Here is a 26,775-nt window from a genome sequence, read left to right as displayed (position 1 = left end):
TGACTCTACCTACCTTCCTCCAACACCCATGCCGTTGATCACTTTATCAAGTAATTCGTCTTGTAAAGTCACCATTCTTGCAGCTGCATTGTATGCGTGTTGGAATTGAATCATATTCGTCATTTCTTCGTCTAAAGAAACTGCGCTCATTTGCTGACGGTTTATGTCAGCATCATTCAGCTGTGTTTCTGTATTAGACGCCAGTCGATTAGCCTCTTGAGCTTCGATCCCTAGCTCGCCAATCAGACCCGCATAATAATCTAAAACACTAGTTTCTTTACCGTTAATAGTTATTTTACCGGTTAAAACATTTGCTAATTTTGTAGCATTTGCGTTATCGTTGGCTGCGCCAGTCAGTGAGAAAGCAATGTTTGCGCCTTTTGAATCTATTATGCTGTCAGCCACTTTGATCTTGCCCGCCGCGCCCTTGGCAGGTTCAGTTTCACCGCCAGTAAAATCAAAAAAGTCTCCGCCTTGTTCACCGCTCTTGGTCACACCATTTCTGTGCACTTCATTGAAAGCTTTCGCGAATTCAAGCGCCATATTGTCAAGATCAGAAAGCATTTCCGGGTATACGCCCTTTTCTTGGCCATCTGCTGTTATATACCCATAAGACTCTATAAATCCTAAAAGGGATCCCTTGCTGCTAAAGGACTCCGCCTGCACAGCTGTATCCCCGATTGAAATACTTGATACTAACCCAGTTTCATTATCATAGTTGGCTGCAAGTTCTGAAACCTCGTAATTTTTACCGTCCAAAACAGTTCCTAGCGACTGTTTATTTTTATCAAGGATTTCAATTGATACAGTTCCTTCAGCAGATGCAAGTGCATTCCCACCTGATTTGTTGTAGTTGACTTTGATATCAACCATTGAGGATAATTTATCGATCAGCAAATCTCGCTGGTCATATAAACCATTCGGAAGAAGCCCGACCGGCTCTACTTGTGCAATTTGCTTATTTAAACTGTTTAATTGAGAAAGCAGAGAATTGACATCCAACACAGTTGTATTTAGCTCTGCTTTTAAATTCGATTGGACATTTGTAAGTGATTCAGAAATATAATTAAACGTTTCAGCTACAGCTTGTCCTTTTCGAGCAACAACAGAACGTGCACTTTCTTCATTTGTATTATTCGATAATTCCTGCAGGGAATTCCAAAACGAATTGAGCACACTGTTCAAGCCGCTGTCATCCGTTTCATTTAAAACGCCTTCCATTTGGGACAGCGCTTTTGCCTTCGTGTCATAGTATCCGGCACTGTTGTTTTGAAGACGGTATTGGTAGTCAAGAAAGATATCTCTTATTCTCTCAACTGATTTTCCTTGAACGCCCGTACCCATTTGTCCCGCTGTTTTTTCTGCATTTTTAGATACAGCAGGGAAATAGTCAGTTGCCTCCAATGAGACCCGCTGTCTTGTATAACCATCAGTATTGGCATTTGCCACGTTATTTGCAGTAGTGCTTAACGCTGCCTGCTGAGCGCTTAACGCCCGCCTTGCAGTTTCAAGCCCCATAAAGGTAGATGTCATTTTCTGAATTCCTTTCTGCTAAGCTTTTGAATCAAACAGTTTCATTTGGCTGCTTTTCGGCAGCTCAGCTTTAATTGATTTGCTGTAATTGAAGTTATTTTCCTTAGGAACCAGCATATCGTACGAAATAGAGATGAATTGCAGCGCGTCTCTTGTCAGCTGCCTATTCATCTCATTTACTTTTTTCAGACGTCCGAGAACTTGAGAAAGAGATTCGTATAATTGTTCCAGCTCTTCCTTTTCACTGCCTGAGGTTTTGGCGATACATGCGGAAATAGTATTATTTTCGCTATATCCGAGAAAGGCCGAAGTTGTTTTGATCCGGTCATCTTCTGTCTGCGTGATTGCTTGAATATATTTTTGCTCTTTTGTCAAAATGTTAGAAAGCTCTTTTGTTTTGCCGGCTTTGAGCGCTTCCGTCTTTTCTTCAGACAGCGTGAGCAGGTGCTCATGCAGAACGCAAAGTCGCTTCAATTGTTCAATAATTGCCTTCGCTGACATGGGCTTTCTCCTTTTTTATTGCTTTTTATAAAAATTAATTATATTTTTCGCGATATGATTTGCGTCTACTTTGTATGACCCGTTTTCAATTTGCGCTTTAAGCTGCGCAATTTTTTCCTGTCGTGAACCAGTGACTGCGTCGGATGCATGTTGCATTTCTTTAGCCTGTGATGAAATTTCAATTTTATCTTGAGGCTGTGCAGCAGTTTTTTGCACCGCTTGCTTATCATAATTTTTTTGATATGGATTAACGGATTGTGTTCCAAATTGATTGATTTTCATAGGATTCCTCTCGCTTTCCGTTGCAGTCTTTAAACAATCTTAACCCTTTTATCGACTGCGTTTTCAGTTAGTTTAGGGAATCAGCTGTTTTTGGTATTATAGGCATAGTATGTGTCTTTTTTACTATTTTCTTTCTCGATTTTCAGAGCATCCTCGTGGTTCAAATGATCCATTTGATCCTTAATATCGGACTGGCAAGCCTTGCAGAACTTGCCTTCTCTAATCGATGTCCCGCACCTTTCACAAGGGTATGCCAAATTAGGAAGATGAGTGATCTGAATTCGCTTCTGCCTGATGAATTTCAATATCAGCTCTTCTTCCACACCTGTTTCCTCAGTTATCCGGCTCAAAGTTGATTGCCGGTTTTCCTGTTTTCTTAAAAATTTATAGACAGTCTCAAATGATTTTTCTTCTTCCTTAATACACGCCTGACATACGGTTTGCAGCTTTGTTTTTAAAAATAAAGCATTGCATTTCGGACAATTAGCCAGTTCTCCCATCTTTTTTTCTCCTTATTAGATAATATGCCTGTGTCAATTTCTAGTGATTATATCGGCATAAAAACAGAATCATTTAGCTTCTGATCAAGGTAAAAGATGACACTGAAGCGGCTTTTCCTTTTTCTAATAAACAGCGGGCTGCGAAGTGCAAGGTGGCGCCTGTTGTATAAAGATCGTCTATTAAAATGATATCCATACCTTCTGCTGAATTATTTTTTGTATCAAAAATGCGCTCTGACAGCAGGCGTTCTGTTTTCTTTTTCTTTGACTGTTTCTCATTATTCAGGCGAATGAGGGGATGGTGGGAAGGCCGGTCTAAACATTCTGCCAAGAGCTGTGCCTGGTTAAATCCGCGCTCTTCTTCCCGTTCCTTGCTCAGCGGAATAGGTACAAGAACAAAATGCTTATCGGGGTAAACCTTAGAAAAGGTTGAAGAAAAATCACTTTTAAATGCATTTATGATTTCTGCATCTCCTCTAAATTTAAAACGGGAGAGCGTTTCTTTCATCATATCATTATATGTGTAAACTGAACGGTTCTGACGCAATAGCAAACTGTCTCTGATCCTTGTTCTCCACACCTCGCAATCCCTGCATACGGCATGAACAGATTGAGGTCTGCCGCACAGGGGGCAGATATGTCCTGTGATTTTCTTTAATTTGCTTCTGCAAGAATAACAAACCTTTTCATCAGGCTTTAGTAAAAAAAGGGCTCTCCATGTAACATCTTGAGAAAATTGCGAATCACATAATAAACAGATCAGTTTATGAATACCTCCTCCTGCTTCGTGTGACATAAATCGCTTGGACTCTCTGAAACTACTGCAGCAGATTCAGCCAAAATGACAAGCATTGCTGTGTTTTTTTGTTTATCTACCAGCTCAGCTTTCGTATATGCGATCTTTTTAAGATCAGTAACGTAGGATGGACTCACTTTGTTTAAAGAAAGTGCCAATACATCGTTCTGGCATACTTGGCAAGTACAGGCCATATGAAGCTGGTCCATATATCGGTCGAGCAGTTCTTTCATTACGATTTCTTTTGAATTGACAAGCATTTTTACAGCTCCTCATCATCGGTTATATGAGTATACTGTACCACGTTTTCAAATAATGGCTAGTCTGTACATTCAACTTTTGCTGCCAATTCATTCATTTCTTTTATATGCTTTCTTGCATCGAGCATACTCTTTGTTTTGCCGAAGTGAAAGAAAATGACATCGCCGTCCGCATATTCTTTATGCCGGCCGGTTCTTCCTGCAATTTGAACAAGTGCGCTTTCCGTAAAGATAGGTGATTCCGCTCCTAGTACACCCGTTTGCACCTTGGGGACTGTGACGCCTCTTTCCAGTATTGTTGTTGTGATTAATAGATCGAGCTGACCATCTCTGAATTGCTGCACTTTCTCCTTTCTATGCTTGTCTTCCGCGTGCACAGATGCGGTTCGGCAATGAACACCTCTAAAGCACGCAGCAGCCTTTTCCAGAATAGAAACGGAAGGAACGAATAAAAAAACAGGCCTCCCTTCTTTTACATGAAACTCTATCCATCTTTTCACCGCTGGCGGAATTTTATTTCGGTTTAATTTCTTCTTCCAGTTTCCACACCATACAAAGCGCGGTTCGGGTAAAGGTTTCCGGTGGTGTCTTGCGGGGATGCGAACTGAATGTAACTGTCCGTTCAGTGCTTTTCTTTTTAATTCTTTAGGAGGTGTTGCACTTAAATAAACGAGGGTGCTGTTTTTCTTTCTTGCTTTTTGAACAGCGAATTGAAGGGTTTGATCAGCAGAATATGGAAAAGCGTCAACTTCATCAATGATCATAACATCGATTGCATCTTTATATCGCAAAAGCTGATGCGTAGTGGAAATCATAAGCGGAGATAGCCGCCCTTTGTCATCGCTTCCTCCGTAAAGCGCTGAAATTTCAGCACCCTGAAAGGCAGCCTTGAGCCTTGGAGCAAGCTCTAATACAACATCGGTGCGAGGTGTTGCAATACATACACGCAGTCCTTGATTTAACGCTGATTCTATACCAGGAAACAGCATTTCTGTTTTGCCAGCGCCGCAAACCGCCCAGATGAGGAGCTCTTCTTTTTTTGATATTGCTTCAATTAAAACATTGGCGGCTTTTTGCTGTCCGCTTGAAAGCTTGCCGTCCCATGTCAGTTTAATTGACTTCCAGTTTGGTGCATTTTCCTCTTCCCATGAATATAAAGGAACCTCCTCACTCACTCTGCCCATCATGACACAGGAACGGCAATACAGCTTATTCTTTCCAGATGAGTGATAAAAAGAAAAATATCGCTGATCAGTTTGGCCGCACCTATTACATCTATATCCCCGTTTATTTATGGATATAGAATTTTCAGCAGTGATATATCCATTCTTGATATGCCATTCAATCATCTCATCGGAAAATGAGAGCTCAGTCCTGAGCAAATGACGGCTTCGAAGCGTCTGCTGCAATTCTCTAGAAAAGGAACTGTTTTTTTCAACTGGCACATTCACATAGCACCGCCTCCTTTCGAGACAGTATGCCTGAATGAATATTTTCTGTCCAACTATTAAAATAAGAATATAAAAAAAATCTCCGCTCTAAAAACGGAGATTTTACATTATTTAAAACACCAGCAAATTCCTAACGCACCTTCACCCAAATGAGTGCCGATTACCGCGCCAAAATAGCTGTTATAAAATTCAACATGAGGATATTTTGCAGAAAGCTCTTCAATGATTTTCGCTGCTTCTTCCTCTCGATTAGCGTGGATAACAGCAGCTCGCATAGGCAACCCTTTACTCGCATCTTCGTCTAAAAGCTCATAAATTCGCGAAATTGCTTTTTTACGTGTGCGAATCTTCTCAAAAGGCACAATTACCTTATTGTCAAAATGAAGGATAGGCTTTACCTTTAGAAGACTACCAATGAAGGCTTGGGCGCTGCTTAATCGCCCGCCGCGCTGAAGATGAGCTAAGTCATCTACCATAAAATAAGCACGAACTGTTTTTTTCATTTCTTCCAGTTCTTTTATAATATCTTCCGGCGATGATGCTCCGTTTTTGATTAATTCAGCAGCTTTAAGGGCATAAAAGCCTTGAGCCAAGCAACTGATCTCTGAGTCAAATGGATACACATCAATATTGTCGACCATCGAATCAGCCGCTGCTGCACTGCTGAATGTTCCGCTGATCCCGCTGGAAAGATGGATACTGATAACCGCATCATAAGACTTGCCAAGCTCTTCATATAGCGCAACCAACTCGCCGATTGGCGGCTGAGAAGTCGTCGGGAGCTCATTATGCTTTTTCACTTCTTCGTAAAAGCTTTTCCAGTCCAACTCAATTTCTTCACGGTAAGTCTCCTCCCCAAAAACAACCTGGAGAGGGATCATATGTATCTGATGTTGTTCACGCATTTCTTTCGGAATATATGCCGTGCTGTCTGTTACGACTGCAATATTCATAGCTTCGATACCTGCCTTATTGCTTTATAACTCTATTGTAAGGGAAACGGCAGCCTAAAAAAAGACCTGCCTAGAAAAAGGCAAGTCTCCTATTATACTATCTCATTTCTACCCAGCCATTTTTAATGGCGACCACAACGGCTTGCGTCCGGTCGTTTACATTCATTTTTTGTAAAATATTGCTGACATGGTTTTTAACGGTTTTCTCACTGATAAACAATGATTCACCAATTCCGCGGTTGCTTTTTCCGTCTGCAAGCATCTGCAGCACTTCACATTCCCGCCTAGTTAAAATATGTAATGGTCTGCGGATTTCAGGGTAAACCTCATGTTGAGGGTGTGCAGAAACTCCGCTTGTTGCAAGGCGGCGGAATTCGTTAACGAGGTTGTGAGTAACCTTCGGATGAAGGTAAGATCCGCCCTCAGCCACTACTTTAACCGCTTCAATTAATGTATCAGCATCCATCTCTTTCAGCAGATAACCTCTTGCACCTGTTTTCAGGGCATGTGTTACATAATTTTCGTCATCGTGAATTGATAGAATAATTACTTTAGATTCAGGATACAGCTCTACAAGCTGTTTTGTAGCTTCCACACCATTTACGTTTGGCATATTGATATCCATGATCACAACATCAGGATGATAGTGCTCAACAATACGAGCCGCTTCGTCTCCGTCATCACCTTCGGCTACCACTTCAAAGGTAGGTTCAAAATCCAATATCCGTTTAACACCTTCACGAAATAACTGATGGTCGTCGATAATAACAATGTTTACTTTAGTCACAAGCCACGCCTCCTTGTATTATTGTTCTATATACTCTAGCATTCGGTCAATATGCCTTTTGGCTCTATTTTACAAATCATAGTCAAAGAGATAACGGAACCTTAATCATAATAAATGTCCCAAGACCTATTTTCGAATCTATTGTCATCGTTCCTTCCAATAAATCTACTCTTTCTTTCATGCCCAGCAAGCCGAATGATTTGTTTTTCTTCTCTTTCGCTTCCTTCAGGTCGAACCCTTTACCGTTATCTTTTATCATTAAAATCACAAAATCCTTTGTGATCTCAACTTTGACTGTAATTTCTTCAGATTCAGAATGCTTTAGCGCATTAGACACAGCTTCCTGTGCGAGCCTGAAGAGCGCAACCTCAAACTGAGGCGCTAGCCTCTGATCCTCTGTTTCTCCAATGCACTGAAAATGTATTTTGACCTTCCCGTTATATTCCTCGGTTGTATATAGATATTTTCTTAAAGTTGGAATCAGGCCTAGGTCATCAAGGGCCATCGGTCTTAAATCATATATAATCCTTCTCACTTCGTAAAGGGCATTCCGAACATTTTGGCGTAGATTTTTAATTTCTTGGAATCCGTCCTCTGCGCCCCGGTCACGGAAAATCCGCTCGATTAATTCCGATCTCATCATAACATTCGCCAGCATTTGAGCTGGTCCGTCATGGATTTCTCTTGAGACTCTTTTTCGCTCTTCTTCCTGCGCCTCAATAATTCTTAAGCCGAAATCCTGTTTTGCCTGAGCATCAGCAAGAAGCAGTCCAACTTCGCGCAAATCCTGATTCAAGTAGTTGAGCACAACTGTAATTTGGCTTACTAATGATTCTGACCGCTCAATGATTTCCTGAAGCCCTAGCAATCTGCGCTCCAAATCGTCCCGCCGTTCGCGCAATTGCTTCTCACGCTGCTGGATCATCGTCAATTCTACCTGCAGCTTATGGGCTTTTTCATAAGCATTGCGGATTTCCTCTTCACTGAATCTATGAAAATTACGGCTGACCTCGGATAAACGGTTTCTCGCATGGCGGGTTTGCACTTCAAGTTTATCGCCAAGCTCGATCACTTCATACACCTGCTGTTTAATTTGTTTCAGTTCTTCAACCAGCTGTTCATACTGCTGGCGTGACTGCTCACCGATTTGAAAAACTTCGTCCTTGCTCCCGTCAACGGTTTTCAGCATCTTCATCAAAATAGAATCCAGCACTTTGGAATCCATCTTTGTTTTATTCATAATTTCCCTCCGTCACGGCGTTGTCATATATTTTTATTATAAATGTAATTGATCTGCAAATTATGTCGAATTATAATGAAAGAATGCGTATATTCTAGAAAAAAACATTTTTATATACTATCTACTCTTTATGATACCAAAATACGCACAAAAATTCTAAAGACTGTACGAATTTGTATAGGCAGTCTTTTATGCTTAGCAGGAGGGTCAGCTAGCATGCTGCACAGCTATTTTACTGTGAAAGAAGCAGGAGAACACGAGATTGTTATAGAAAAATCGCGTTTTATCTGTCATTTAAGCCGTGTTTCTACCGAACAAGAGGCACAGGAATTTATACAGAAAATAAAGAAACAGCACTGGAATGCGACTCATAATTGCTCGGCTTATGTTATTGGCGAGAATGATCATATCCAAAAAGCCAATGATGACGGGGAACCAAGCGGTACAGCGGGAGTGCCGATGCTCGAGGTTTTAAAAAAACGCAGGCTGAAGGATACTTGCGCCGTCGTTACACGCTACTTCGGAGGCATTAAGCTTGGTGCTGGCGGATTAATTCGCGCTTATGGGAAATCAGTGTCTGAAGGATTAAATCATATAGGTGTTGTAGAACGGAAGCTTATGCGAATCATGCATACTTCTGCAGATTACACATGGCTTGGCAAGATTGAAAATGAATTAAGGGAGTCACAATTTCTGTTAAAGGAAATCCATTATTCAGAAAATGTTGAATTCGAAACATACGTCGAAGAAAAAGAAACAAACGCTTTTTCTGAATGGATGACAGAACTGACAAATGGAAAGAGTGATATTAAAGAGGGAGAGTTGACGTATCTTGAAAAAGCCGTCAATCACATAAAGGAGACTGAATAATGGCTGAACGCGTTAGAGTGCGTGTGCGAAAAAAGAAAAAGAGCAAACGCAGGAAAATTTTAAAAAGAATTATGTTATTGTTCGCCCTTGCACTATTGGTAGTTGTAGGGCTTGGCGGGTATAAACTTTATAAAACAATTAACGCTGCGGATGAATCGTACGATGCCCTATCCCGCGGGAATAAATCAAATCTTCGCAACGAAGTTGTAGACATGAAGAAAAAACCGTTTTCTATTTTATTTATGGGAATAGAGGATTACGCGACTAAAGGACAAAAAGGGAGATCAGACTCTCTTATTGTTGTTACCCTGGATCCCAAAAATAAAACCATGAAAATGCTGAGCATTCCGCGTGACACACGTGTGCAATTAGCTGGTGACACAACGGGAAGCAAGACGAAGATCAATGCCGCTTACAGCAAAGGCGGTAAAGATGAGACAGTTGAAACTGTTGAAAACTTCTTGCAAATCCCGATTGATAAATATGTCACAGTTGATTTTGACGGATTTAAAGATGTGATTAATGAAGTCGGCGGTATTGATGTAGACGTGCCTTTCGATTTCGATGAAAAAAGTGATGTAGACGAAAGCAAACGGATTTACTTCAAAAAAGGCGAGATGCATTTGAACGGCGAAGAAGCCTTGGCATATGCCCGGATGAGAAAACAGGATAAACGCGGAGACTTTGGCCGTAATGACAGACAAAAACAAATCTTAAACGCGCTGATTGACCGAATGTCAAGTGCAAGCAACATTGCTAAAATTGATAAAATCGCAGAAAAAGCCAGCGAAAACGTTGAAACCAATATTCGCATTACTGAAGGTTTAGCGCTTCAGCAGATTTACAGCGGCTTTACCAGCAAAAAAATCGACACATTGAGCATTACAGGTTCTGATTTGTATTTAGGGCCTAACAACACATATTACTTTGAACCTGATGCTACAAATCTCGAGAAAGTCAGAAAAACGCTTCAAGAGCATTTAGATTATACTCCTGATACAAGCACTGGCATTTCCGGTACCGGAAATGCAACAGACGGGACTGACAGCTCAAGCAGTTCTGGCAGCACTGGCACAACAACTGACGGGACGACGAGCGGAAACAGCTATTCGAATGACAGCAGCACAAGCTCAAACAACAGTACAACGAATTCAACAACTGATTCATCCTATTAAAAAATGCCCGGTCCTTTTAGAGGATCGGGCATTTTTGCGCAGAAAAAAACTCCGGCACATAAGCCGGAATTTTTAATTCCTTTTCACCAGCCGTTTATAAAACTTTGTAAACGGCTTAAATTTTTCATTCACGAGTCCTGTCACTTCTGCTATGATTTGCATAAAAATAATTAAAATGAAGATAATAAACAAAGAAAGCCAAATTGTGGCACTTTTAAGTACTATCGCACTGATACTGAAAATAAATCCAATTAAATAAATAACTAAGACCGACATCCGATGTGAAAGGCCAAAGGCCATCAATCTATGGTGAATATGCGACTTATCAGGCGCTGAAATCGGCTGTTTGTTTAATATTCTCCTGATGATAGCAAATGTTGTATCAAAAATCGGTACGCCTAATATAATAATCGGGATAACGATACTGAACAATGTGACACTTTTATACAGGCCTAATAATGAAAGAATCGAAATACTATACCCTAAAAAAAGTGATCCCGTATCTCCCATAAAGATTTTTGCCGGGTGGAAGTTGTAAAACAAAAACCCCAGCGTGCTGGCAATAACCACTAATGAGAGTGACAGAATGAGCACTTTTCCGCCGGATAGCGCCATGACAGCGATCGTTGACAGGCCGATAACAGAAAGACCGGCAGCAAGGCCATCCAATCCATCAATCAGGTTAATTGCGTTCGTGATGCCGACAATCCATAATACCGTCAGCGGATAAGCCATCCATCCTAACTCAAACCGTTCTGTTAAAAAAGGTACTGAGAAAAAGTCCATTTTTAAGCCAGTGCTTACAATCATTATGGCTACACCTAATTGAATCAAAAACTTAACTTTTGCACTTAATTGATATTTATCGTCAAGAATACCTAACACAATAATGATGAATGCTCCGACTGTAATTGCCGTCATCCTTGTTTCTGTGTAAATACCGGATGCAAGCACGCCTGCAACCACCCCGATAAATATGGCCAGCCCGCCCATACGGGGCATGATTTTGTCATGTACTTTTCGATTGCTGGGCTGGTCAACTGCACCTATTTTAATCGCAATCCTTTTTACGATTGGGGTTATGATTAAAACTGTCAGCAGCGAGACAATAAACGCAACAACAATGCGAATCATGCGTTCGTCAAGCATAAAGAAGTCTCCTTTGGAATTAAATGAAGTCTTTATTTATATAGAGAACCGTTCCTTCCATTATACCTTCTCCTTAGTTATTATAACAAGCTTCATCAAAAAGAAACACGTATAATCAAAAAACGCGCATCCCAATTTATAGGACTACGCATGTTTTTGAATCCCTGTATATTTCATAATTTGTCTAAATAAGCAATTCCAATCTTGTGTCCGGGCGATGTTTCGGCGCATTTCTTTATAGGTTTCGTCTCCGTTTTGTCCGAGAACTTTTTCACAAGCTGCTATAAAATCAATTGGATGATCACCTTCTACATATTCGTATACATACGGCTTTTGCATTTTTGAGGTTGACGGGAGATTAGAGCCGACGACAGGTTTTCCTGCCGCTAAAAATTCAAATAGTTTCAGCGGAAACACAGCTTGATTATACGGTGATTGTTTATATGGCATGATGCCAATGTCGATAAGCTCCATAAAATGCGGAACTTCTTTCGGATCTGCCGGGCCGGTCCATATGACATTTGGAAGCCTCAGCAGCTCTTGAAACGAAACATCACCATTGGTGGCATCCGGGCCAACCCATAAAAATATCCAATCAGGCTTTTGCAGTGCCGCTTCTTTAATCATTTTAAAATCGAGCTTCGGTTTAATCCCGCCAATAAAGCCTAACACCGTTCCTTCTCTCCCCTGCAGTATACTGCGATCGGTAGCTTGTTTATGTGCAGAAAACAGCTCATACTCCACACCGTTTTCCACAGTATGAACCTTTTCTCGTCCTGCAGTCAGTTTTTTGTCTACTTCCTTGTGAAGATAATCTGATGAACAGGTTATTGAATCTGCTCGTTGTATAATTCTCAGCTCTGCCGATTTAATGACTTTTCGCCGGAATTCAGACAGCAGATTTGATCGGCCGCTGATCGGCGCCGCCCATAAGTCACTGCAGTCATAAATGACCTGATCCCAAGGATACAGCGAAGACAGCAGCGGGAATCCCGGAAACGTGTACCATAAACAGCAGCGTTCACCGTTTGCAGAAGCAGATGTAAGCTCATCGAGTAATGGGGAGAGCTTATGTCTGTAAAAGACATCTGTATATCGTCCGAAACGAAACATTTTTTTCTGCAGCAGGTCTTTGACAGCGAATTGCCTGATGCCAGAATGGACTTCCTGAAACTCTTTCCCTTGGACACGCGGAGCCGGACATACCCAAATAACTTCCTTCGTTTCCTCCTGAGCAGCTAAAAATTCTGCCAGCCGGTGCCTTCTGTATCTCAATTGGTCTTTTCCCCATTCAGCAGTGGCAACGATGACATGAATGATTGCTTCTTTTGTTTCCACCTTCATCACCTTTTCTCTCTGTTTGCGGCTATAATCTTTTTTTCACCGCGTTTTTTGCATATTGAACAAAACACCATGTTGCTTTTATAAAATGAAGCCGTTCGATCTCCCTGTAGACAAACCACGTTTTTTTCGCAGCCTTCCATTTGTTGCTGGAAATTGAGTTATTGACAAGCCGATATTCAGCCAGGCATTCATTCATTCCATAGGCAGTAAATCCTTTTTTTAAAAGAGACAGCCATGTGGCTAAGTCCTGTCTCGTTCTGATATTCGGCATTTGGATCTGTCCCGTTTGCTCCCTGTCAATCATCACCGTCAAGCAGCCGATAATTGTATTTTTCAGGGCGTCATCGTACGTCAGGCTTTCCGGCGCATGAATAAATTTATCGAGTGGGGTCCCGTCCTGCGCCATTAAGCTGTAGCCCGTGAAAGAAAACGCACAGGAGCGCTCCATCATAAACTCAAGCTGCTTTTCCAGTTTGTCTTTTTTCCATTTGTCATCACTGTCCAAAAATGCTACGTAGCGCCCTTGAGCGCGTTCCAACGCTTTGTTGCGAGCAACCGCAGCTCCGGAGTTCTCTTCCAAATACACCACATGAATTCTTTCGTCTATTTTTTCATACTGCTGTAAAATGTCGCGGGTCCCATCCGTTGAGCAATCATCCACGATAATCATTTCCCAATGAGGATGGCTCTGATCTAATACCGAATGAACCGTGTCTTCAATATAGTCACGCGCATTATAGGAAGGTGTAATGACAGATACGAGAGGTTTCCAATTGGTCATGATCACATCTCCATCGTATGATTTTAAAAGGATTCTCTGAAAAATTCAGGAATGACAACGAACATAAAGGCAATCGTAAGGCCAATCATAACGCCGAGAACTGCTTTCTTTTTCGGAGACATTCCCCCGCCTGCTGTCTCACTTACGGTTTCGGAATCAGTAATACTGGCCGCTTTCAGGTTAAGCTGTGTGTTTTTGAGCTCATATAAAAATCTCTCTTTATCCACTTTGGAATCCTCGCTCACCGACTCGCCTTCAAGCGCGTCTATGCTGCTGCGGATAACGGCTTCTCTTTCTGCATACAGCTTTTGATCATTTTTGAGGAAGGTGGAGGATATGGCGTTTAAGACAGATTCCGTTCTATCCTTATCCTCGTCGCTATAGCTTAAAGTCAGTAACGATTTGGATTCCGTTTTGATGGTAAGCTTCTCTTTGATCTCTGCTACATCTTCATCCTTTTCATCAGGAAGCGCCTCCTTCAAAAAAGAGTCGCTCTTAAGCAGAAGCGGAATCTCTTCTGTGCTGTTATAAACCGGATGATCATAGCTCCCCACAGCCAAAGTATCTTCAGCTGTATAGCTCTTTTGATCAGCGATCTGTGACGGCAGGATATACCCCGCCGCACCTAATATAATTGGCACCGCTATGATCCAAATGATATTTTTTTTTATGCGACGGGCTATTCTTATCAATATATCGTTCATATAAGTCTCCCTGCTTTTTGTAGTCTGTTTATCTGTACATCGGCTCAGGCATTTGTCTGGATCGCCTTAACACATTCACGGCGGCGATGACGAGCGCCATAAACACCCAATGGAAAAATAAATTTGAAACAGAGCTTGGGCTGATACTTGATACCAGGAAACTGACCATAGCGGTAATAAGTCCTTCTGTGATCAGTTTTGACTGATTTTCTAATTTTCTTTCATAAAACTTGTAAAGCACCCATATGAGGTAGGCATAAACGGACAGATATCCCAGCATGATGAACAAGCCAAAATTAGCAAGAATTTCAACAAGCCAGTTATGCACCTCTGCCACATTGTCAGTATCATATACAGCATAATGCTCAAGATAATAGGATACATTTCCTGCCCCGACTCCGAATCCGTATGAATCAAGGAAAAAATGCCAAGCGTTTTTCAGCAGATTTGCCCGAGCCACATTTGATGGAAGCCTGTCATGAAATGAATGCAGCGTCTGCGGAGCCAGAAACAGCTCCCAAAACTTTGAATAGATTTTGCTGGCGAAAAAAACTGCGAAAAGAGCAATTCCCGCCGCCGACAGCCATATAGCCATTTTCTTTAAAACAGGCGGCAATACAATGAAGATGTAGACAGCAATACCTGCAAAAATACCCAGAAGGCTGGCTCTTGAACCAGTGGCAAAAATTAAATACAACGCACAGAGCGAGAGCACAAGGCCAATTGCCTTGATGTATCCATTCTTAATGTTTTTCATCATCGTGATGTAAAAAAAGAAGCTGATGGATAAAAAGGTCGCAAAGTCATTTTGATTAAAAAAGACCGATGTCGGATAATGCTGCTTATACTCCGGTCCGCTGTACAATGTGGAACTCGCAAGATGATGGTGGGTGATATGATTGTAAAAGCCAATGATCATCAGAAATACCGTCATCACCAGCCAAATGGCATAAACAATCATCAGCCGCTCCATTTTTTGCACGTACATGACAATAAGATAAATGAAGAAAATTCCCATTGCCAATAAGGCTAAATACTTGAGGCCAACTGTTACCGACTTGGCCCACAGCAGAGAAACAAGGCCATATATAAACCAAAAGGCGAAAAAGAGTAAAATCCCTTTTACTTGCAGCCCATGCCATCTTTCAATATGGGTTCGATTCCGAACCATGCCGAAAATATGAAGGCAACCCGCTGCGATGAGCAGAAGCCGGTAAAGGAACAAACTGAAAAATCCAAGATGAATAGCGAAAAATGCATTATTTAAAAAAGTGCAGGCGATCAAAATATAGATTACAGCCATAAAGAGCCGTTCTTTTGTTGTAAATGCGGTTGCAAGCGTCAGTAAAAACAGGCCAATTGCCAACACCGCAAGCACAGCAGCCATCTGCATGAAACCTATATCTTTATGGATGGCTCCCAGCAATAGGACGACTCCAAATATAGCAGCGGCCAGTAACGCTAGCGTATGGACCGCTGATCGTTTGATACTCACATGTTTAACCCCTTTCCTGATGTTTCAGGAGCCGGCGGCCGAGCCTAGCAGCCGGCAGCTTCAACCAAGTAACACTTTTTCTTTTTATAAATTGACGCTTCCCAAGTCTTTAGCCAATTCTTCAAGCGGCAAGCCCGGAAAATACTTGTCAGAAGGTTCCGTTCCCCGAACAACGGGACGGCCGATAGAGTGATAAATGTATCCGGCTGCCTGCATCTCTTCAAGTGAAAATAAATTTCTGCCGTCGATGATGACTGGCTGTTTTAAGAGGGTTTTCACTTTTACAAGCTCCATTTCTTTCACTTCCGGCCAATCCGTTAAAATCAGGCATGCATCAGTGTCTTCCATCGCAGCATACACATCTGTGTAATACTCGACCTGTTCGCCAAGGATCGCTGAAGCTTCAGGAATAGCAATCGGATCGTATGCTTTTACATGGGCGCCCAGCTGCTGCAGCATTGGGATAATATCAAGCGCTGGAGCGGATCTCACATCGTTCGTATTCGGTTTGAAGGCTAATCCCAGGACTGAAATGGTTCTCCCTTTGACGCTTCCCATAACAGTCAAAAGTTTATCTACAATATGAACACGCTGCTTTTCGTTCGTTTCAATGACAGCTTCGATGAGCTTGAATGGATAGCCTGCCGATTTTGCGATTTGAAGCAACGCGGTTGTATCCTTTGGAAAACATGAACCGCCGAATCCAATACCCGCTTTAAGGAACTTTCTGCCGATACGGCTGTCAAGACCAACACCATCAGCAACTTTTGAAACGTCTGCGCCGACTCGCTCACAAATGTTTGCGATATCGTTGATAAAGGAAATCTTTGTCGCCAGAAATGCATTCGCGGCGTATTTAATCATTTCTGCACTTTCTAGGTTTGTTTTAATGACAGGAGCATGGAATGGCTGATGAAGTTCCTCAATGATGGCAGCGGCTTTATGACTTGTTGAACCAATCACGGCACGCTCCATATTCATCGTGTCATGAATCGCTGACCCTTCCCGAAGGAATTCAGGGTTAGATACAACATCAAATGAGTATCTCCCCTTTGAGGCTTTTTGAACGATAGATTGCACCAGTTTCCCTGTTCCAACCGGGACTGTGCTTTTATTTACGATCACTTTGTAGCCGTTAAGATGCTCACCGATTGTTTTCGCCGCCGCTTTGACGTACGTTAAATCAGCTTCACCTGTTTTGGACATAGGCGTTCCGACTGCAATATAAATAATATCTGAGGCCCGAATGGCAGACGGGATATCGTTCGTAAAGGTCAAGCGCTGATCCAGCACATTTTTTTCAACTAAGTCTGCAAGCCCTGGTTCATAGATTGGGATTACCCCATTTTTCAGACTTCTGATTTTTGATTCATCGATATCACAGCAAACAACTTTATTGCCGATCTCCGCAAAGCAAGTGCCTGATACGAGTCCTACATAACCTGTTCCAATGACAGCTATTTTTTTCACAGCGCTCATCCCTCTCCTGTAAAATGATCTTCCTATTTATATTGGTCGCAGTTTCTTACGATTAAACGGACGTTTTCGTGACCGTCTGATACTGATGATGCAAAGCCTTGGCGTTTTTCCCTGCGTCAAATTGAGCTTGCACGGTTTCATACAAGTCATCTGCTACTTCCGGCTTCCATATTTGCTCATGTTCGTACCGAGTGATCGCTTCTGCCAAGGCTTGAGCGGATTTCGGTTTAATCAGCAGATGTTGGTGCTTTCCGAATAAAGACGACACTCCGCCAACATCCGTACAAATAACAGGAACCCTTAGCGCCAGCGCCTCAATCACAACAGTCGGCATCCCCTCACTGTAAGAAGGAAGTACAAATAGATCTGCCGCAAGTAAATAGTCTCTTACCTGATGATTCGGCACTTGGCCTGTGACGATATGCCCCTTCTGCGTCAGCGTCGATTTTGCGGGACCATCCCCGACAAAGACTGCCTTAGGAGAGTCCTGCAGCGATTCGATCGCTTCAGACAGTTCAAAAATGCCTTTCTCTCTGACCAGCCGGCCGACATAGACAGCCAGACGCTGATCGAGCGGGAGTCCGAGTCTTTTTCTGATTTCCTCTTTCGTCTCCTCATTCTCCTGAAAGCGGCTGAGCTGTATGCCGATTGGCAAAACCGAGCTGTCAAAGCCCGAAAGCTTTTTGGCTTCTTCCTGAAGCTTGTGGCTGACTGCTAAAACAACTGACGCAGAACCTACGGCACGCTTGAAGGCTTTAAACGCTCCTTTGCTGTAATGCGGATAGACATTCACATCACTGCCATGCAAGGTCAGGACATAAGGAATTTGCGCTGACTTTGACACGACTGCCGCAGCCCCGCCCGATGGCATGGCAAAATGCGCATGGATCAGATCCGGATATAGGTCGCGCTGTTTCATGGTTTTTAAAACGGCTGATGCGATTCTCCGATGAGGCTGCGCCCACTTCAGCTGGCCGGGAACTGCCCGATAGAAAGGCCGGTAAACCGGTATTCCCTTTCTAATCTCATACTCCGGTCTGGCATCCTTTTTTCGATATGTCTTTTTCAGCATGCGGACAGGTGCTGAATGAAAAGGCCGTGGGCATATCACAGTGATATCAAGCCCGAGTTTTTGCAGCTCTTGCACCTGTGTCTCATGAAACACACCCTCTCCGGGTTTCATACTGCTCGGATATACGCTTGTGATCCACAAAATCTTCATGACAAACGTCCTTTTCTTAGTAGTTTGCTTTTTGTTTGAGGGTACGCTTTTACCAAAAGAAAGAGATAGCACAGCGCCCCGGCCGCAACTGAAATGGCCAGCCGCATTTCTGCCTGCATACTGAAGTGTTCGGTACTGAGGCTTACACCAAACGCGATGATGCCCATCGCCGCAGTAATCAGAAATGGCTTCATAATCGACTGGAAATAAGCCGAAAGGTTAAGCTTGATGACATATGCCAAAAGCCAGCGCCCGATCAGGAAATTAACAACGCTGATAATGGCATACACCCATGCGACTGTCAGCAGGCTTCCCGTCTGTACAGCTGCAAACAGTGATAATCCGTACAGCAGCAGCACGCCGGAATCCCAATAAAACGCTAAGTCAGCTCTTCCTTTAGCCAGCAACACAGATCCATTTGGATTCATGAGCACTCTTAGTATTCCGACAATCGCCAGAACATTTAGGATCGGAACAGCAGCAAGCCATTTTTCTCCGAAAACCGCTGTGATAAAGGCGTCTGACACAGACACGAGCCCGATTAACAGCGGAAACGAAACAAGCGCCAGCATTTTTGTCATATTCAGAAAGCCTTCTCTGATCACGCTGTTTTCATATTTGTTTTTTGCGAAAACAGGGAATGCCACCCGTGTGACAATCGGATTGATCTTCAAAACCGGAATGGTGACAATCTGATAAGCGAGGTTATAAATCCCCAATGCTTCAGCACCAATAAACCGGCCGATCAAAATCATGTCGATATTTGCTCCCAGTCTGTTCACAAGACGGGATGAAAGCTGAAAGGCTCCAAAAGTAAAGAAATCCTTCAGGCCTCTCAAATCAAAAACAAAAGCAGGATGCCACTTTTTTCGGTATACAGCCCAATATAAAATCCCTTTACTGGACTGCAGCAGGACTTGAGAAATCACGTACGCCAAAATCGCATCCATCATAAAAACTGCTATCGCTAAATATCCGAATGACAATACATTTGAAAAAATCTCTATTTTGCTTAACGTATTAAAATGCAGCTGCTTTTGCAGCATATACTGATATTGCTGTCCAATTGGCGCGATCAAAAACATAATCGCCAGAATCCGAACCAGAAACACCAGCTCTTCTCTTTGATAAAATCCCGCAATGACAGGACTGCTCACATATAAAAGAACAAACAGCAAAACGCCCGTCATAATGTTAAGCCAATACAATGTTGACAGCTGGCGCTCCGTCGCGTCGTCTCTCTGAATTAATGCTGCGCCAAAACCCATATCGAGCACAATCTGGGCGAAAACTGTAACCGTTGTGATCATGCCGACAAGCCCAAATTCTGTTAAGGTCATCATATTTCCAAGCAGGGCAAACTGAACAATTTGTATGATTGTAATACACATGGTTGAAATACTTGTCCACTTTGCACCGCTCATGATTTGTTTTGTAATACTTGGCATCATATTCCCTACTTCTTTTTAAGCTCAGATTGATGGTGAATAATGGAATCCCGTTTTATCTTGCACCATCACCCGTCCAAACTACTTTACAAGTTTTTAACATAATTTTTAATTCTAAAGTGAAAGTCAGATTGCGAATGTAATATAAATCAAATATCAGCTTTTCCTTCGGCGTCATATCGTAACCGCCGTTCACCTGAGCCCAGCCGCTCAATCCCGGTTTAACAGCCAGACGCTGTGTAAAGCCTGGAATCTCATTCTGGAATTTTTCCGTAAATACGGGCCGTTCCGGACGAGGGCCAATCATACTCATATCGCCTTTCAGCACATTAAACAGCTGAGGAAGCTCGTCAATTCTCGTTCTTCTGATAAAAGCTCCGATCCTTGTCACCCGCGGATCTTGCTTCTGTGCCCAAACCGCCCCAGACTTCTCGGCATCTATTTTCATGGAACGAAGCTTATAAAGCTTAAATAGTTTCCCGCCTTTCCCTACGCGTTCCTGCGTATAAATGGCAGGCCCCGGCGTCTCCAAACAAATCAATATTGAAAATACCGCAATCATTGGCAGCGCAATCGCCAACCCAATGAGCGCAAACCAAATATCCATTACGCGCTTTATTGCCAAATAACGAGCCGTCTTTTCAGATAATGTAAAAGAATGTATTTGCTGAACTGAGAATTCACGACTCACATTCATGCTTTTCTCTGCACTCACTGACACACACCTCACGATTTGTTTGGGATGTTATGATGACCTATGCCAGTCAGTTTAGCAGACGGATGTTAATTGGATGTAAATGGTATGTTAAGAAGTGTGAATTTGTTATTTTTTCTGACATTTATCCGTAAACTTTTTATTGTTTTAGACACTTTTTTTAAAAATTAAGCATATTGTTTAAAAAAAGAGACAAATCATTTTACTGATTTGTCTCTTTTCGTTGTGAAGCATTTAATATTGAAAATAAAACTTTGATTTAGAGGTTAACAGCTTGTATTGAACCTCAACCATTTTACTAAAGAATAACATGGATTTTCGTTCCACATTCCTTGTGTCCAAGACAATTGCTTGGTTATCCACTTTTGCACTTATTTTATTTTGAGAAGTGTTTATCGCAAATTCAATTAATCGCTCTTTCTTTACATGAGCTAGCTGTTCAAGCAAACTCTGCACGTTTACCGTCAATTTTGTGCAATTAGGCTCTAACTCTATACGTTTTACCGGTAATGAGATTTCAGACTGTCCGGTATTCACAATCATTTTTGAATGATTTGGCAAACAGATCTGCTTATCTTTAAAAATAAATGATAAATCTTTTGATTCAGTTTCATATGAAAGTTCTGCTTCAGTATAGGCATGTTTCTTTATATCAATCGAAAGATTATCGTAATTCATTGTGAAATATGGTCTTGCACTGAAGACAAACAACGCATTATGCCCTAAATACATCGTGTTTGTTGAATACTTATACGCAGCACGCTTGTTTCCGATTCTCGCCCTTAATTTATAGCCATCTATTGACGATTCAATAAAGAAATCCCAAACGCCTAAATCTTCTTCTGCAGATGCCAGTTCATCAAACTTGCACTCAAATGTAAATGTTGAATTTTCATACTTAGCCGGCGCAATGTATTTTTCCGCCTTTGTATCACGATGAACAAATACTCCTGTCAGAGATTGATTTTGATTCGTTTCATCATCCAACAATTTGTGTTTAATGGTTCCTTGAATGCTGAGGCTGTGATCGCTAAATTCAATATTCTGCAGATAATGTTCAAGCTTATTTTTATAATTTACTTTTAATAACTCTTCAGAAATTGGATAGCGTTCTAAGCTCGGATAACGTGCAATTAAATCCCCATTATTTACAACACAGAACTTTTTAATGTCTTGTTCTTCACGCTCATACTGGGTTAACCCCTGCAAATCATTATTCCGAATAAACAGCAGCCGCAATTTGATATGCGGAAGCACAAATTGGTCAGCCTCTTCAGGTACTGCATGAATAAATGAGGACAAATATTTAAACCATTCAGCTCTTTCTTCATCTGTCTTCATTTTTATTGTGACATTTTTTGTCCGCGAAAAATCGAAATGCCTGTTTAAAAATACTGCCATCAGTTTCGTTTTTCTTGCTTCTTCTAGATCACTAGCCTTGATAGCAGAGATAATATCTTCCATTGCTCCATAAAAGTTCTCTGGGGGAACATAAGCGACACTCATATGCTCACCGTCTCTTTTGACCAGATAGTAATAATCATAGTCAGCTGAAACAGAAATCTTCTTTGCTTTTAAATAAGCGTTCATTGTGAAGACTTGATCTTCCGCTGCTTTTATGTGAGTAGGGAAGATGATTTGATTTTCTTTTAAAAGTGAGGCTTTAAACAGTTTTTGGGGTCCCAATGTGAAAACAATTTTGGAATCAACCAAATCAACATCTGGATTTGTTTCCTTAAACATTGATTTGGGAACACCTCGGCCGTTTATCCCTTTTAACTTACCTAAAGTAATATCTGAATCATTCTCTTTTGAGAAATTGTACCATCTTAACAATGCTTCATTGCCTAGATAGTCATCGGAATCAACAAACAGGATGTATTCACCTTTGGCAATTTTTATTGCATCATTCCGCGGTGCACCTGGACCGCCTGAATTTACGGTTCTTTCAATAACAACAATATTGTCATATTTCTTTTTATATTGATTCAAAATGTCTAAAGATGAATCCGTAGATTTATCATCGACACATATAATCTCATAATCCTCTTTTGGCATCGTTTGGTTAACTAAGCTATCAAGACATTCGGAAATAAGATCTTCTGAATTATATACAGGGATAACAATGCTTATTTTCATCGATTACCTCACTACCCTAATGGATCGGTTATATTTTTGCCTGATAATTATATCAAAAACATCTGTCAATAAGAATAGGCCTAACCTTAAATTTTGTTAAACTTTTACATAGCATATGTGGTTTAAAATTTTTCTCATTTTATCGTATAAAAAAGCTTGCCGGCAATTCCTGATGGGTTCTGCCGGCAAGCCGCTATTGATGTCTACTAATTTAATCCCCTAATAATATCCAATGATTCCTTCATATATTGCTTGAGCTGCTTTTTCTTGATACAAAGCACTCTTTAACTTACTTGCGTCGTTCGCATTTGAAATGAACGCCAGCTCCGCTAAACTGCTCGGCATCGTTGATTCTCTGATGACATGGAAATTCCCGATTTTCACGCCGCGGTTTTGAGTATTGAGTGCTTTATAGAGTCTGTTTTGTATTTCTGTCGCAAGCCGTTTGCTGTTTTCTGACTCATATTTTGTATAATAGTAGGTTTCAGTACCGGTTGCTGCTGGGCTCGCTGAATTGGCGTGAATACTCACAAATAGGTTTGCATTATTGCTTTTTGCTTTTGCAACCCGCTCCGAAAGCTCTAAGAAAACATCTGTAGATCTGGCCATAATCGGAATGGCTCCACCATTGGAAAGTTTGCTGTTTACAAGCTTAGCAACGGCAAGGTTAACATCTTTCTCTTTTAAACCATTACCTACCGCGCCGCTGTCATAACCACCGTGTCCTGCATCCACAAATACCTTTTTGCCTACAATTACATTTTTAAGCTGGTTCACGACATTTGTTGTCACTGAAATAGTTCCCCCAAGAACTGTGAAGGTATTCTTGCTATTTGATCCGATGACTGTTCTTGTTGCAGTCGGCAATGAACCGGCGTCAGTAAATAGCATTGGGCGATTTTGCTTCGCCGCCAGCACAGAACCCGCTAAAGCATCTGCATATTGATAGCCATTGCTGACAAATGCAGCTTTTGATGAAGAATAATATTTTTTCGCTATGTTTGCAGCCACTTCAAAACGGCTGTTTCCGCCGATTCTTGTTGGTGAAGGAAGCTGGCTGTAAACATTTTTAGAGACACTGATTTCTCCTCCGACCACAATAGTCGATGATGTCCCTTTGCTGTTCATCGCACTTTTCGTTGGTGCAGGAATGGAGCTTGCAGTAGTCAGTAAAATTGGAATACCATTACGGGCAGCATAAGAACCGATCGCCAGACTGTCAGCATATGCCGTGCCATTTGCGATTACCGCTTTTGAATTTGAAGATAACTTTTTAGAAATATTTTGGGCAACTTCATAGCGGCTTCTTCCGCCGATCCGTTCCACATTGGAAATACCCAATTTTTTAATGTCGCTTACAACGTTGTTAGAAACACTGATCGTTCCGCCAATGACGATGACCTTGCTCGGTTTAAGCTGGCTGATTCTGTCTTTAGTCGGCGCAGTCAGTTTAGATGATTCCGTCAATAGAATCGGGGCATTGTATTTGTAAGCCAAAGGTGCAGCAGTTAATACATCGGCATATGCTGTTCCGTTTGCTATAACAACCGTGCCCGCACTGCTCCAGCCTTGTTTTGATACATTTACTGCAACCTCATATCTGCTTGCTCCATCCAGCCTTGTAACAGAGTTTGCCGCAAACGCATTTGGTACAAATAACACGACTCCTAGTATCAGCATAGGTATGCTTTTAAGAAAGATCCGCAAAGATAGTCCCTCCAAAGATTCATAATGATTCATAAATCAAATAACGAACAAAGGAGGCATCTCGCCTCCTTTGACTCTAACAATCTTTTAATAGCTTGATAGAGTTGTTCCCGGATAGTAAAAACTTAAAATTGTTGTATAAGATTGTCCGGCAGCTGCTCTGGCATTGGCTCCGTACTGACTCATGCCTATGCCATGTCCGTATCCTTTACCGCTAATGAGAAAGGCGTTTGTATTGCTTGAGACAGAAGCGTATGTACTCTTCATATTCGAAGCGCCAAGCATTGTTCTCAGCTCTGTTGCCGGTACTGAAATTGTTGCCGTTTTTTCACTCAGGCTTCCATTTGAAAGAACGTAGCCATTTGATTTTTCTTTCACGAAATATGAGAATGTGACACTTGCTGTTTCCGGCCGCTGACCGGCAGTTTTCTCCGTGCTGAATTTCACACTGGATATTTTTGTGATTTTGATAGACTCAGCATTGCTGTATTTATTTTTAATAAACCAGCTTTTCAAACCGCTCAAATATGCTGAATTTGTTTCATTTTTAGAGCTCCACCAAGATCCAGGGCTTTTCAGATTCAGAGCGCTTTTATCAATCTGGGTTTTATTTAAAGACAGAGACCAGCTGATTTGCGGGTCGTATGTATCTTTTTTGGCGATTAAATAAGGAAGCTGGCTGCTCCACACCTCACCGCTCGCTTCTGTATAGCCGCCGTTGCTTGAGGAATACGTAGCTGAAATCAAATTTCCATTGTATTTCAAAACTTTTCCTTTTGTAGCTTCAACAACTTCTGAAGTTTTCGAATTCCAGTCATATCCGCCATATACCTGAAAAGCAGTGGTGTCTTTTACTTCTTTTCCGGCCGAATTGATGGAATAAGTTCTCGCTGCGACAGCTTGGGCTTTAAGCGCTTCTTTCTGCCAGCTGGCCGGCATTTCATGAGGCACAACACCCTTTAAATAATCTTCAAAGGGGATATTCACATTGATCGGACGAATATATTTGCCTGACTCTATTGTAAATTTCATGTTTCCGAGATATGGCGTTCCATTTAGACTGATAGAATTTGTAGTTGCATACTTTTTAGGCTGTGCTGTAAAAGACGTTCCAAGCGTCTTGATTGCAGTACTGTTTTTATAAAGCACCAGGTTTCCGCCGGTTAACTTGACTGTATATCCAGTTCCTGCAAAAGTATCTGCCAGTTTGTTCTTTAGCGTATCACTGATGGAGATGCTTCCTCCAAGCAGTGCAAATGACTGAGTCCCTTTTGACGCTACCACATCAGCGACTGGTGACGGCAGGCTTCCTGATTCAACCAGCAGTAAAGGGCTTCCCTGCTTTGCTGCAAGCACAGATCCCGTTAATGCATCCGCGAATGTTTGGCCGTTTGACATAAATACCTTTGTTGCTTTCATATTTAATTCTTTAACGATATTGGCAGATACCTCATATCGTGAAACGCCGCCAATCCGTTTCACAGTTGCCTTCTTTTTTAATGCAGCTTCCACACCAGTGCTGACACTCAACGGACCGCCGACAATTGTAACCTTGCTTGGAATTTTGTAATCACTGCGGATGTTATTGTCTCCCGCAAGTAAAATCGGATAACCGTTCATTGCAGCATATGGCGCGATTGACAGGGCGTCCGTAAAGACCATGCCTGTGGCCACTACTGCCTGGCTGTAATTCCCCATCCGATCGGCTATGTTTTTAGAAACCTCGTAACGGGTTGCTCCGCCAATCCGATCGATAGAACCATATTTTTTTAATGTATTTTCTACATTTTTAGAAACACTGATTGTCCCGCCAATGATGAGAATATTGTCAGGATTTAATTTTGCAATTTCGCTTTCTGTTTTTGGTGTTAGCGCATCTGCGTCTGTTAATAAAATCGGTGCATCGTACTTTTTGGCAAGCGGGGTTGCTGAGAGCGCATCGGCAAAAGCGTCCCGATTAACAATGACCACAGTCGTTGGATTTGTCCATCCGGCAGAGGCGACATTATTGGCAACATCAAAACGAGTTGCTCCTCCATATCGCTCCGTATCCGCAATTCTTGAGCCGGAAATTTCATATCCGCCTGTGATATCGACATCCAAACTTGATTTGCTGCCTACATAATTACTCAGCTTAACCGAAATGGTTTTATCTGCGGCTTTCGCAGTCTGCATAAACGCCGGACATGCTACAGCCGCCGCAGTGACTGACGATAGAAGCAAGAGCTTCATTTTTTTCAAAAC

The 26,775-nt window shown here is 41.9% G+C and carries 24 protein-coding genes; 2 read left to right on the top strand and 22 right to left on the bottom strand.

The window, feature by feature from the left end; translation table 11 throughout:
• Window positions 1-9 precede the first annotated feature (9 nt).
• The 10 genes from flgK to degS form a co-directional block, all read right to left on the bottom strand.
• Window positions 10-1,533 (bottom strand): flagellar hook-associated protein FlgK, encoded by a 1,524-nt coding sequence (gene flgK, locus M1D94_RS03035; RefSeq protein ID WP_046160905.1) that lies wholly within the window; start codon window positions 1,531-1,533, stop codon window positions 10-12.
• 18 nt (window positions 1,534-1,551) lie between these two features.
• Window positions 1,552-2,034, bottom strand: a complete 483-nt coding sequence (flgN, locus tag M1D94_RS03030; RefSeq protein ID WP_014481048.1) for a flagellar protein FlgN — start codon at window positions 2,032-2,034, stop codon at window positions 1,552-1,554.
• 15 nt (window positions 2,035-2,049) lie between these two features.
• Window positions 2,050-2,316: a flagellar biosynthesis anti-sigma factor FlgM gene (flgM, locus tag M1D94_RS03025; RefSeq protein ID WP_014481049.1), complete on the bottom strand. Its 267-nt coding sequence runs from the start codon at window positions 2,314-2,316 to the stop codon at window positions 2,050-2,052.
• Between the two features lie 80 nt (window positions 2,317-2,396).
• Window positions 2,397-2,816, bottom strand: a complete 420-nt coding sequence (locus M1D94_RS03020; protein WP_003227995.1) for a TIGR03826 family flagellar region protein — start codon at window positions 2,814-2,816, stop codon at window positions 2,397-2,399.
• Between the two features lie 73 nt (window positions 2,817-2,889).
• Window positions 2,890-3,612 (bottom strand): comF operon protein ComFC, encoded by a 723-nt coding sequence (comFC, locus tag M1D94_RS03015; RefSeq protein WP_305090688.1) that lies wholly within the window; start codon window positions 3,610-3,612, stop codon window positions 2,890-2,892.
• The gene (comFB, locus tag M1D94_RS03010; protein ID WP_116315796.1) at window positions 3,576-3,872 is read right to left on the bottom strand and encodes a late competence protein ComFB; all 297 of its coding nucleotides are present in this window, start codon (window positions 3,870-3,872) and stop codon (window positions 3,576-3,578) included. Before comFB ends, comFC begins: the two co-directional genes overlap by 37 nt.
• A gap of 59 nt (window positions 3,873-3,931) precedes the next feature.
• The gene (comFA, locus tag M1D94_RS03005) at window positions 3,932-5,323 is read right to left on the bottom strand and encodes an ATP-dependent helicase ComFA (RefSeq protein WP_133954007.1); all 1,392 of its coding nucleotides are present in this window, start codon (window positions 5,321-5,323) and stop codon (window positions 3,932-3,934) included.
• Between the two features lie 107 nt (window positions 5,324-5,430).
• Window positions 5,431-6,276 (bottom strand): DegV family protein, encoded by an 846-nt coding sequence (locus tag M1D94_RS03000; protein ID WP_003227986.1) that lies wholly within the window; start codon window positions 6,274-6,276, stop codon window positions 5,431-5,433.
• 97 nt (window positions 6,277-6,373) lie between these two features.
• Window positions 6,374-7,063: a two-component system response regulator DegU gene (gene degU / locus M1D94_RS02995; RefSeq protein WP_003219701.1), complete on the bottom strand. Its 690-nt coding sequence runs from the start codon at window positions 7,061-7,063 to the stop codon at window positions 6,374-6,376.
• Window positions 7,064-7,145: 82 nt separating this feature from the next.
• Window positions 7,146-8,303, bottom strand: coding sequence for a two-component sensor histidine kinase DegS (degS, locus tag M1D94_RS02990; RefSeq protein WP_003227983.1), 1,158 nt, complete (start codon window positions 8,301-8,303; stop codon window positions 7,146-7,148).
• A 216-nt stretch (window positions 8,304-8,519) separates the two neighbouring features.
• On the opposite strand from degS, the gene M1D94_RS02985 reads away from it, so the two are divergent.
• A complete protein-coding gene (locus M1D94_RS02985) occupies window positions 8,520-9,173 on the top strand; it encodes a YigZ family protein (protein WP_003227979.1) in 654 nt (217 codons plus the stop codon).
• Window positions 9,173-10,348, top strand: a complete 1,176-nt coding sequence (tagV, locus tag M1D94_RS02980) for a polyisoprenyl-teichoic acid--peptidoglycan teichoic acid transferase TagV (protein WP_015714802.1) — start codon at window positions 9,173-9,175, stop codon at window positions 10,346-10,348. Before M1D94_RS02985 ends, tagV begins: the two co-directional genes overlap by 1 nt.
• 72 nt (window positions 10,349-10,420) lie before the next feature.
• Here the strand turns inward: tagV and M1D94_RS02975 are convergent, their stop codons facing one another.
• The 12 genes from M1D94_RS02975 to M1D94_RS02920 form a co-directional block, all read right to left on the bottom strand.
• On the bottom strand, window positions 10,421-11,497 hold the full coding sequence (locus M1D94_RS02975; protein ID WP_003227975.1) for an MraY family glycosyltransferase: 1,077 nt from the start codon (window positions 11,495-11,497) through the stop codon (window positions 10,421-10,423).
• A gap of 144 nt (window positions 11,498-11,641) precedes the next feature.
• A complete protein-coding gene (gene tuaH, locus M1D94_RS02970; protein ID WP_456270518.1) occupies window positions 11,642-12,835 on the bottom strand; it encodes a teichuronic acid biosynthesis protein TuaH in 1,194 nt (397 codons plus the stop codon).
• Between the two features lie 28 nt (window positions 12,836-12,863).
• The gene (gene tuaG, locus M1D94_RS02965) at window positions 12,864-13,622 is read right to left on the bottom strand and encodes a teichuronic acid biosynthesis protein TuaG (RefSeq protein ID WP_153257061.1); all 759 of its coding nucleotides are present in this window, start codon (window positions 13,620-13,622) and stop codon (window positions 12,864-12,866) included.
• Window positions 13,623-13,645: 23 nt separating this feature from the next.
• Entirely contained in the window at window positions 13,646-14,326 is a 681-nt protein-coding gene (gene tuaF / locus M1D94_RS02960; protein WP_024573113.1) for a teichuronic acid biosynthesis protein TuaF, read from the bottom strand.
• 28 nt (window positions 14,327-14,354) lie between these two features.
• Entirely contained in the window at window positions 14,355-15,821 is a 1,467-nt protein-coding gene (gene tuaE, locus M1D94_RS02955; RefSeq protein WP_151870022.1) for a teichuronic acid biosynthesis protein TuaE, read from the bottom strand.
• An 84-nt stretch (window positions 15,822-15,905) separates the two neighbouring features.
• Entirely contained in the window at window positions 15,906-17,291 is a 1,386-nt protein-coding gene (gene tuaD, locus M1D94_RS02950; protein ID WP_151870021.1) for a UDP-glucose 6-dehydrogenase TuaD, read from the bottom strand.
• A 61-nt stretch (window positions 17,292-17,352) separates the two neighbouring features.
• Window positions 17,353-18,522: a teichuronic acid biosynthesis protein TuaC gene (gene tuaC, locus M1D94_RS02945; protein ID WP_070547874.1), complete on the bottom strand. Its 1,170-nt coding sequence runs from the start codon at window positions 18,520-18,522 to the stop codon at window positions 17,353-17,355.
• Window positions 18,519-19,970 (bottom strand): teichuronic acid biosynthesis protein TuaB, encoded by a 1,452-nt coding sequence (gene tuaB, locus M1D94_RS02940; protein ID WP_072173526.1) that lies wholly within the window; start codon window positions 19,968-19,970, stop codon window positions 18,519-18,521. The genes tuaC and tuaB overlap by 4 nt, the downstream gene beginning before the upstream one ends.
• Before the next feature lie 55 nt (window positions 19,971-20,025).
• Entirely contained in the window at window positions 20,026-20,685 is a 660-nt protein-coding gene (locus tag M1D94_RS02935) for an exopolysaccharide biosynthesis polyprenyl glycosylphosphotransferase (RefSeq protein WP_456270410.1), read from the bottom strand.
• 234 nt (window positions 20,686-20,919) lie between these two features.
• A complete protein-coding gene (gene tarQ / locus M1D94_RS02930; protein WP_172861530.1) occupies window positions 20,920-22,824 on the bottom strand; it encodes a (poly)ribitol-phosphate teichoic acid beta-D-glucosyltransferase TarQ in 1,905 nt (634 codons plus the stop codon).
• A 219-nt stretch (window positions 22,825-23,043) separates the two neighbouring features.
• A complete protein-coding gene (locus M1D94_RS02925; RefSeq protein WP_031315357.1) occupies window positions 23,044-24,531 on the bottom strand; it encodes an N-acetylmuramoyl-L-alanine amidase in 1,488 nt (495 codons plus the stop codon).
• An 87-nt stretch (window positions 24,532-24,618) separates the two neighbouring features.
• Complete coding sequence (locus M1D94_RS02920; RefSeq protein WP_070547879.1) at window positions 24,619-26,772, bottom strand: SpoIID/LytB domain-containing protein; 2,154 nt, start codon at window positions 26,770-26,772, stop codon at window positions 24,619-24,621.
• Between the last annotated feature and the right edge of the window lie 3 nt (window positions 26,773-26,775).

Source organism: Bacillus sp. JZ109 (assembly GCF_053903135.1).
Note: the sequence above shows the minus strand (reverse complement) of the source record. Positions and strands in the feature narration are given on the sequence as shown.

What these genes read in the sequence shown, in the direction of transcription:
- tagV (WP_015714802.1), top strand. Translation starts at nt 9,173, where the DNA reads ATGGCTGAACGCGTTAGAGTGCGTGTGCGAAAAAAGAAAAAGAGCAAA.
- flgN (WP_014481048.1), bottom strand. Translation starts at nt 2,034, where the DNA reads ATGTCAGCGAAGGCAATTATTGAACAATTGAAGCGACTTTGCGTTCTG.
- flgM (WP_014481049.1), bottom strand. Translation starts at nt 2,316, where the DNA reads ATGAAAATCAATCAATTTGGAACACAATCCGTTAATCCATATCAAAAA.
- M1D94_RS02985 (WP_003227979.1), top strand. Translation starts at nt 8,520, where the DNA reads ATGCTGCACAGCTATTTTACTGTGAAAGAAGCAGGAGAACACGAGATT.
- degS (WP_003227983.1), bottom strand. Translation starts at nt 8,303, where the DNA reads ATGAATAAAACAAAGATGGATTCCAAAGTGCTGGATTCTATTTTGATG.
- M1D94_RS02975 (WP_003227975.1), bottom strand. Translation starts at nt 11,497, where the DNA reads ATGCTTGACGAACGCATGATTCGCATTGTTGTTGCGTTTATTGTCTCG.
- tuaG (WP_153257061.1), bottom strand. Translation starts at nt 13,622, where the DNA reads ATGACCAATTGGAAACCTCTCGTATCTGTCATTACACCTTCCTATAAT.
- M1D94_RS03000 (WP_003227986.1), bottom strand. Translation starts at nt 6,276, where the DNA reads ATGAATATTGCAGTCGTAACAGACAGCACGGCATATATTCCGAAAGAA.
- tuaC (WP_070547874.1), bottom strand. Translation starts at nt 18,522, where the DNA reads ATGAAGATTTTGTGGATCACAAGCGTATATCCGAGCAGTATGAAACCC.
- comFC (WP_305090688.1), bottom strand. Translation starts at nt 3,612, where the DNA reads ATGTCACACGAAGCAGGAGGAGGTATTCATAAACTGATCTGTTTATTA.
- comFB (WP_116315796.1), bottom strand. Translation starts at nt 3,872, where the DNA reads ATGCTTGTCAATTCAAAAGAAATCGTAATGAAAGAACTGCTCGACCGA.
- M1D94_RS03020 (WP_003227995.1), bottom strand. Translation starts at nt 2,816, where the DNA reads ATGGGAGAACTGGCTAATTGTCCGAAATGCAATGCTTTATTTTTAAAA.
- flgK (WP_046160905.1), bottom strand. Translation starts at nt 1,533, where the DNA reads ATGACATCTACCTTTATGGGGCTTGAAACTGCAAGGCGGGCGTTAAGC.
- tarQ (WP_172861530.1), bottom strand. Translation starts at nt 22,824, where the DNA reads ATGAAAATAAGCATTGTTATCCCTGTATATAATTCAGAAGATCTTATT.
- tuaF (WP_024573113.1), bottom strand. Translation starts at nt 14,326, where the DNA reads ATGAACGATATATTGATAAGAATAGCCCGTCGCATAAAAAAAAATATC.
- tuaB (WP_072173526.1), bottom strand. Translation starts at nt 19,970, where the DNA reads ATGCCAAGTATTACAAAACAAATCATGAGCGGTGCAAAGTGGACAAGT.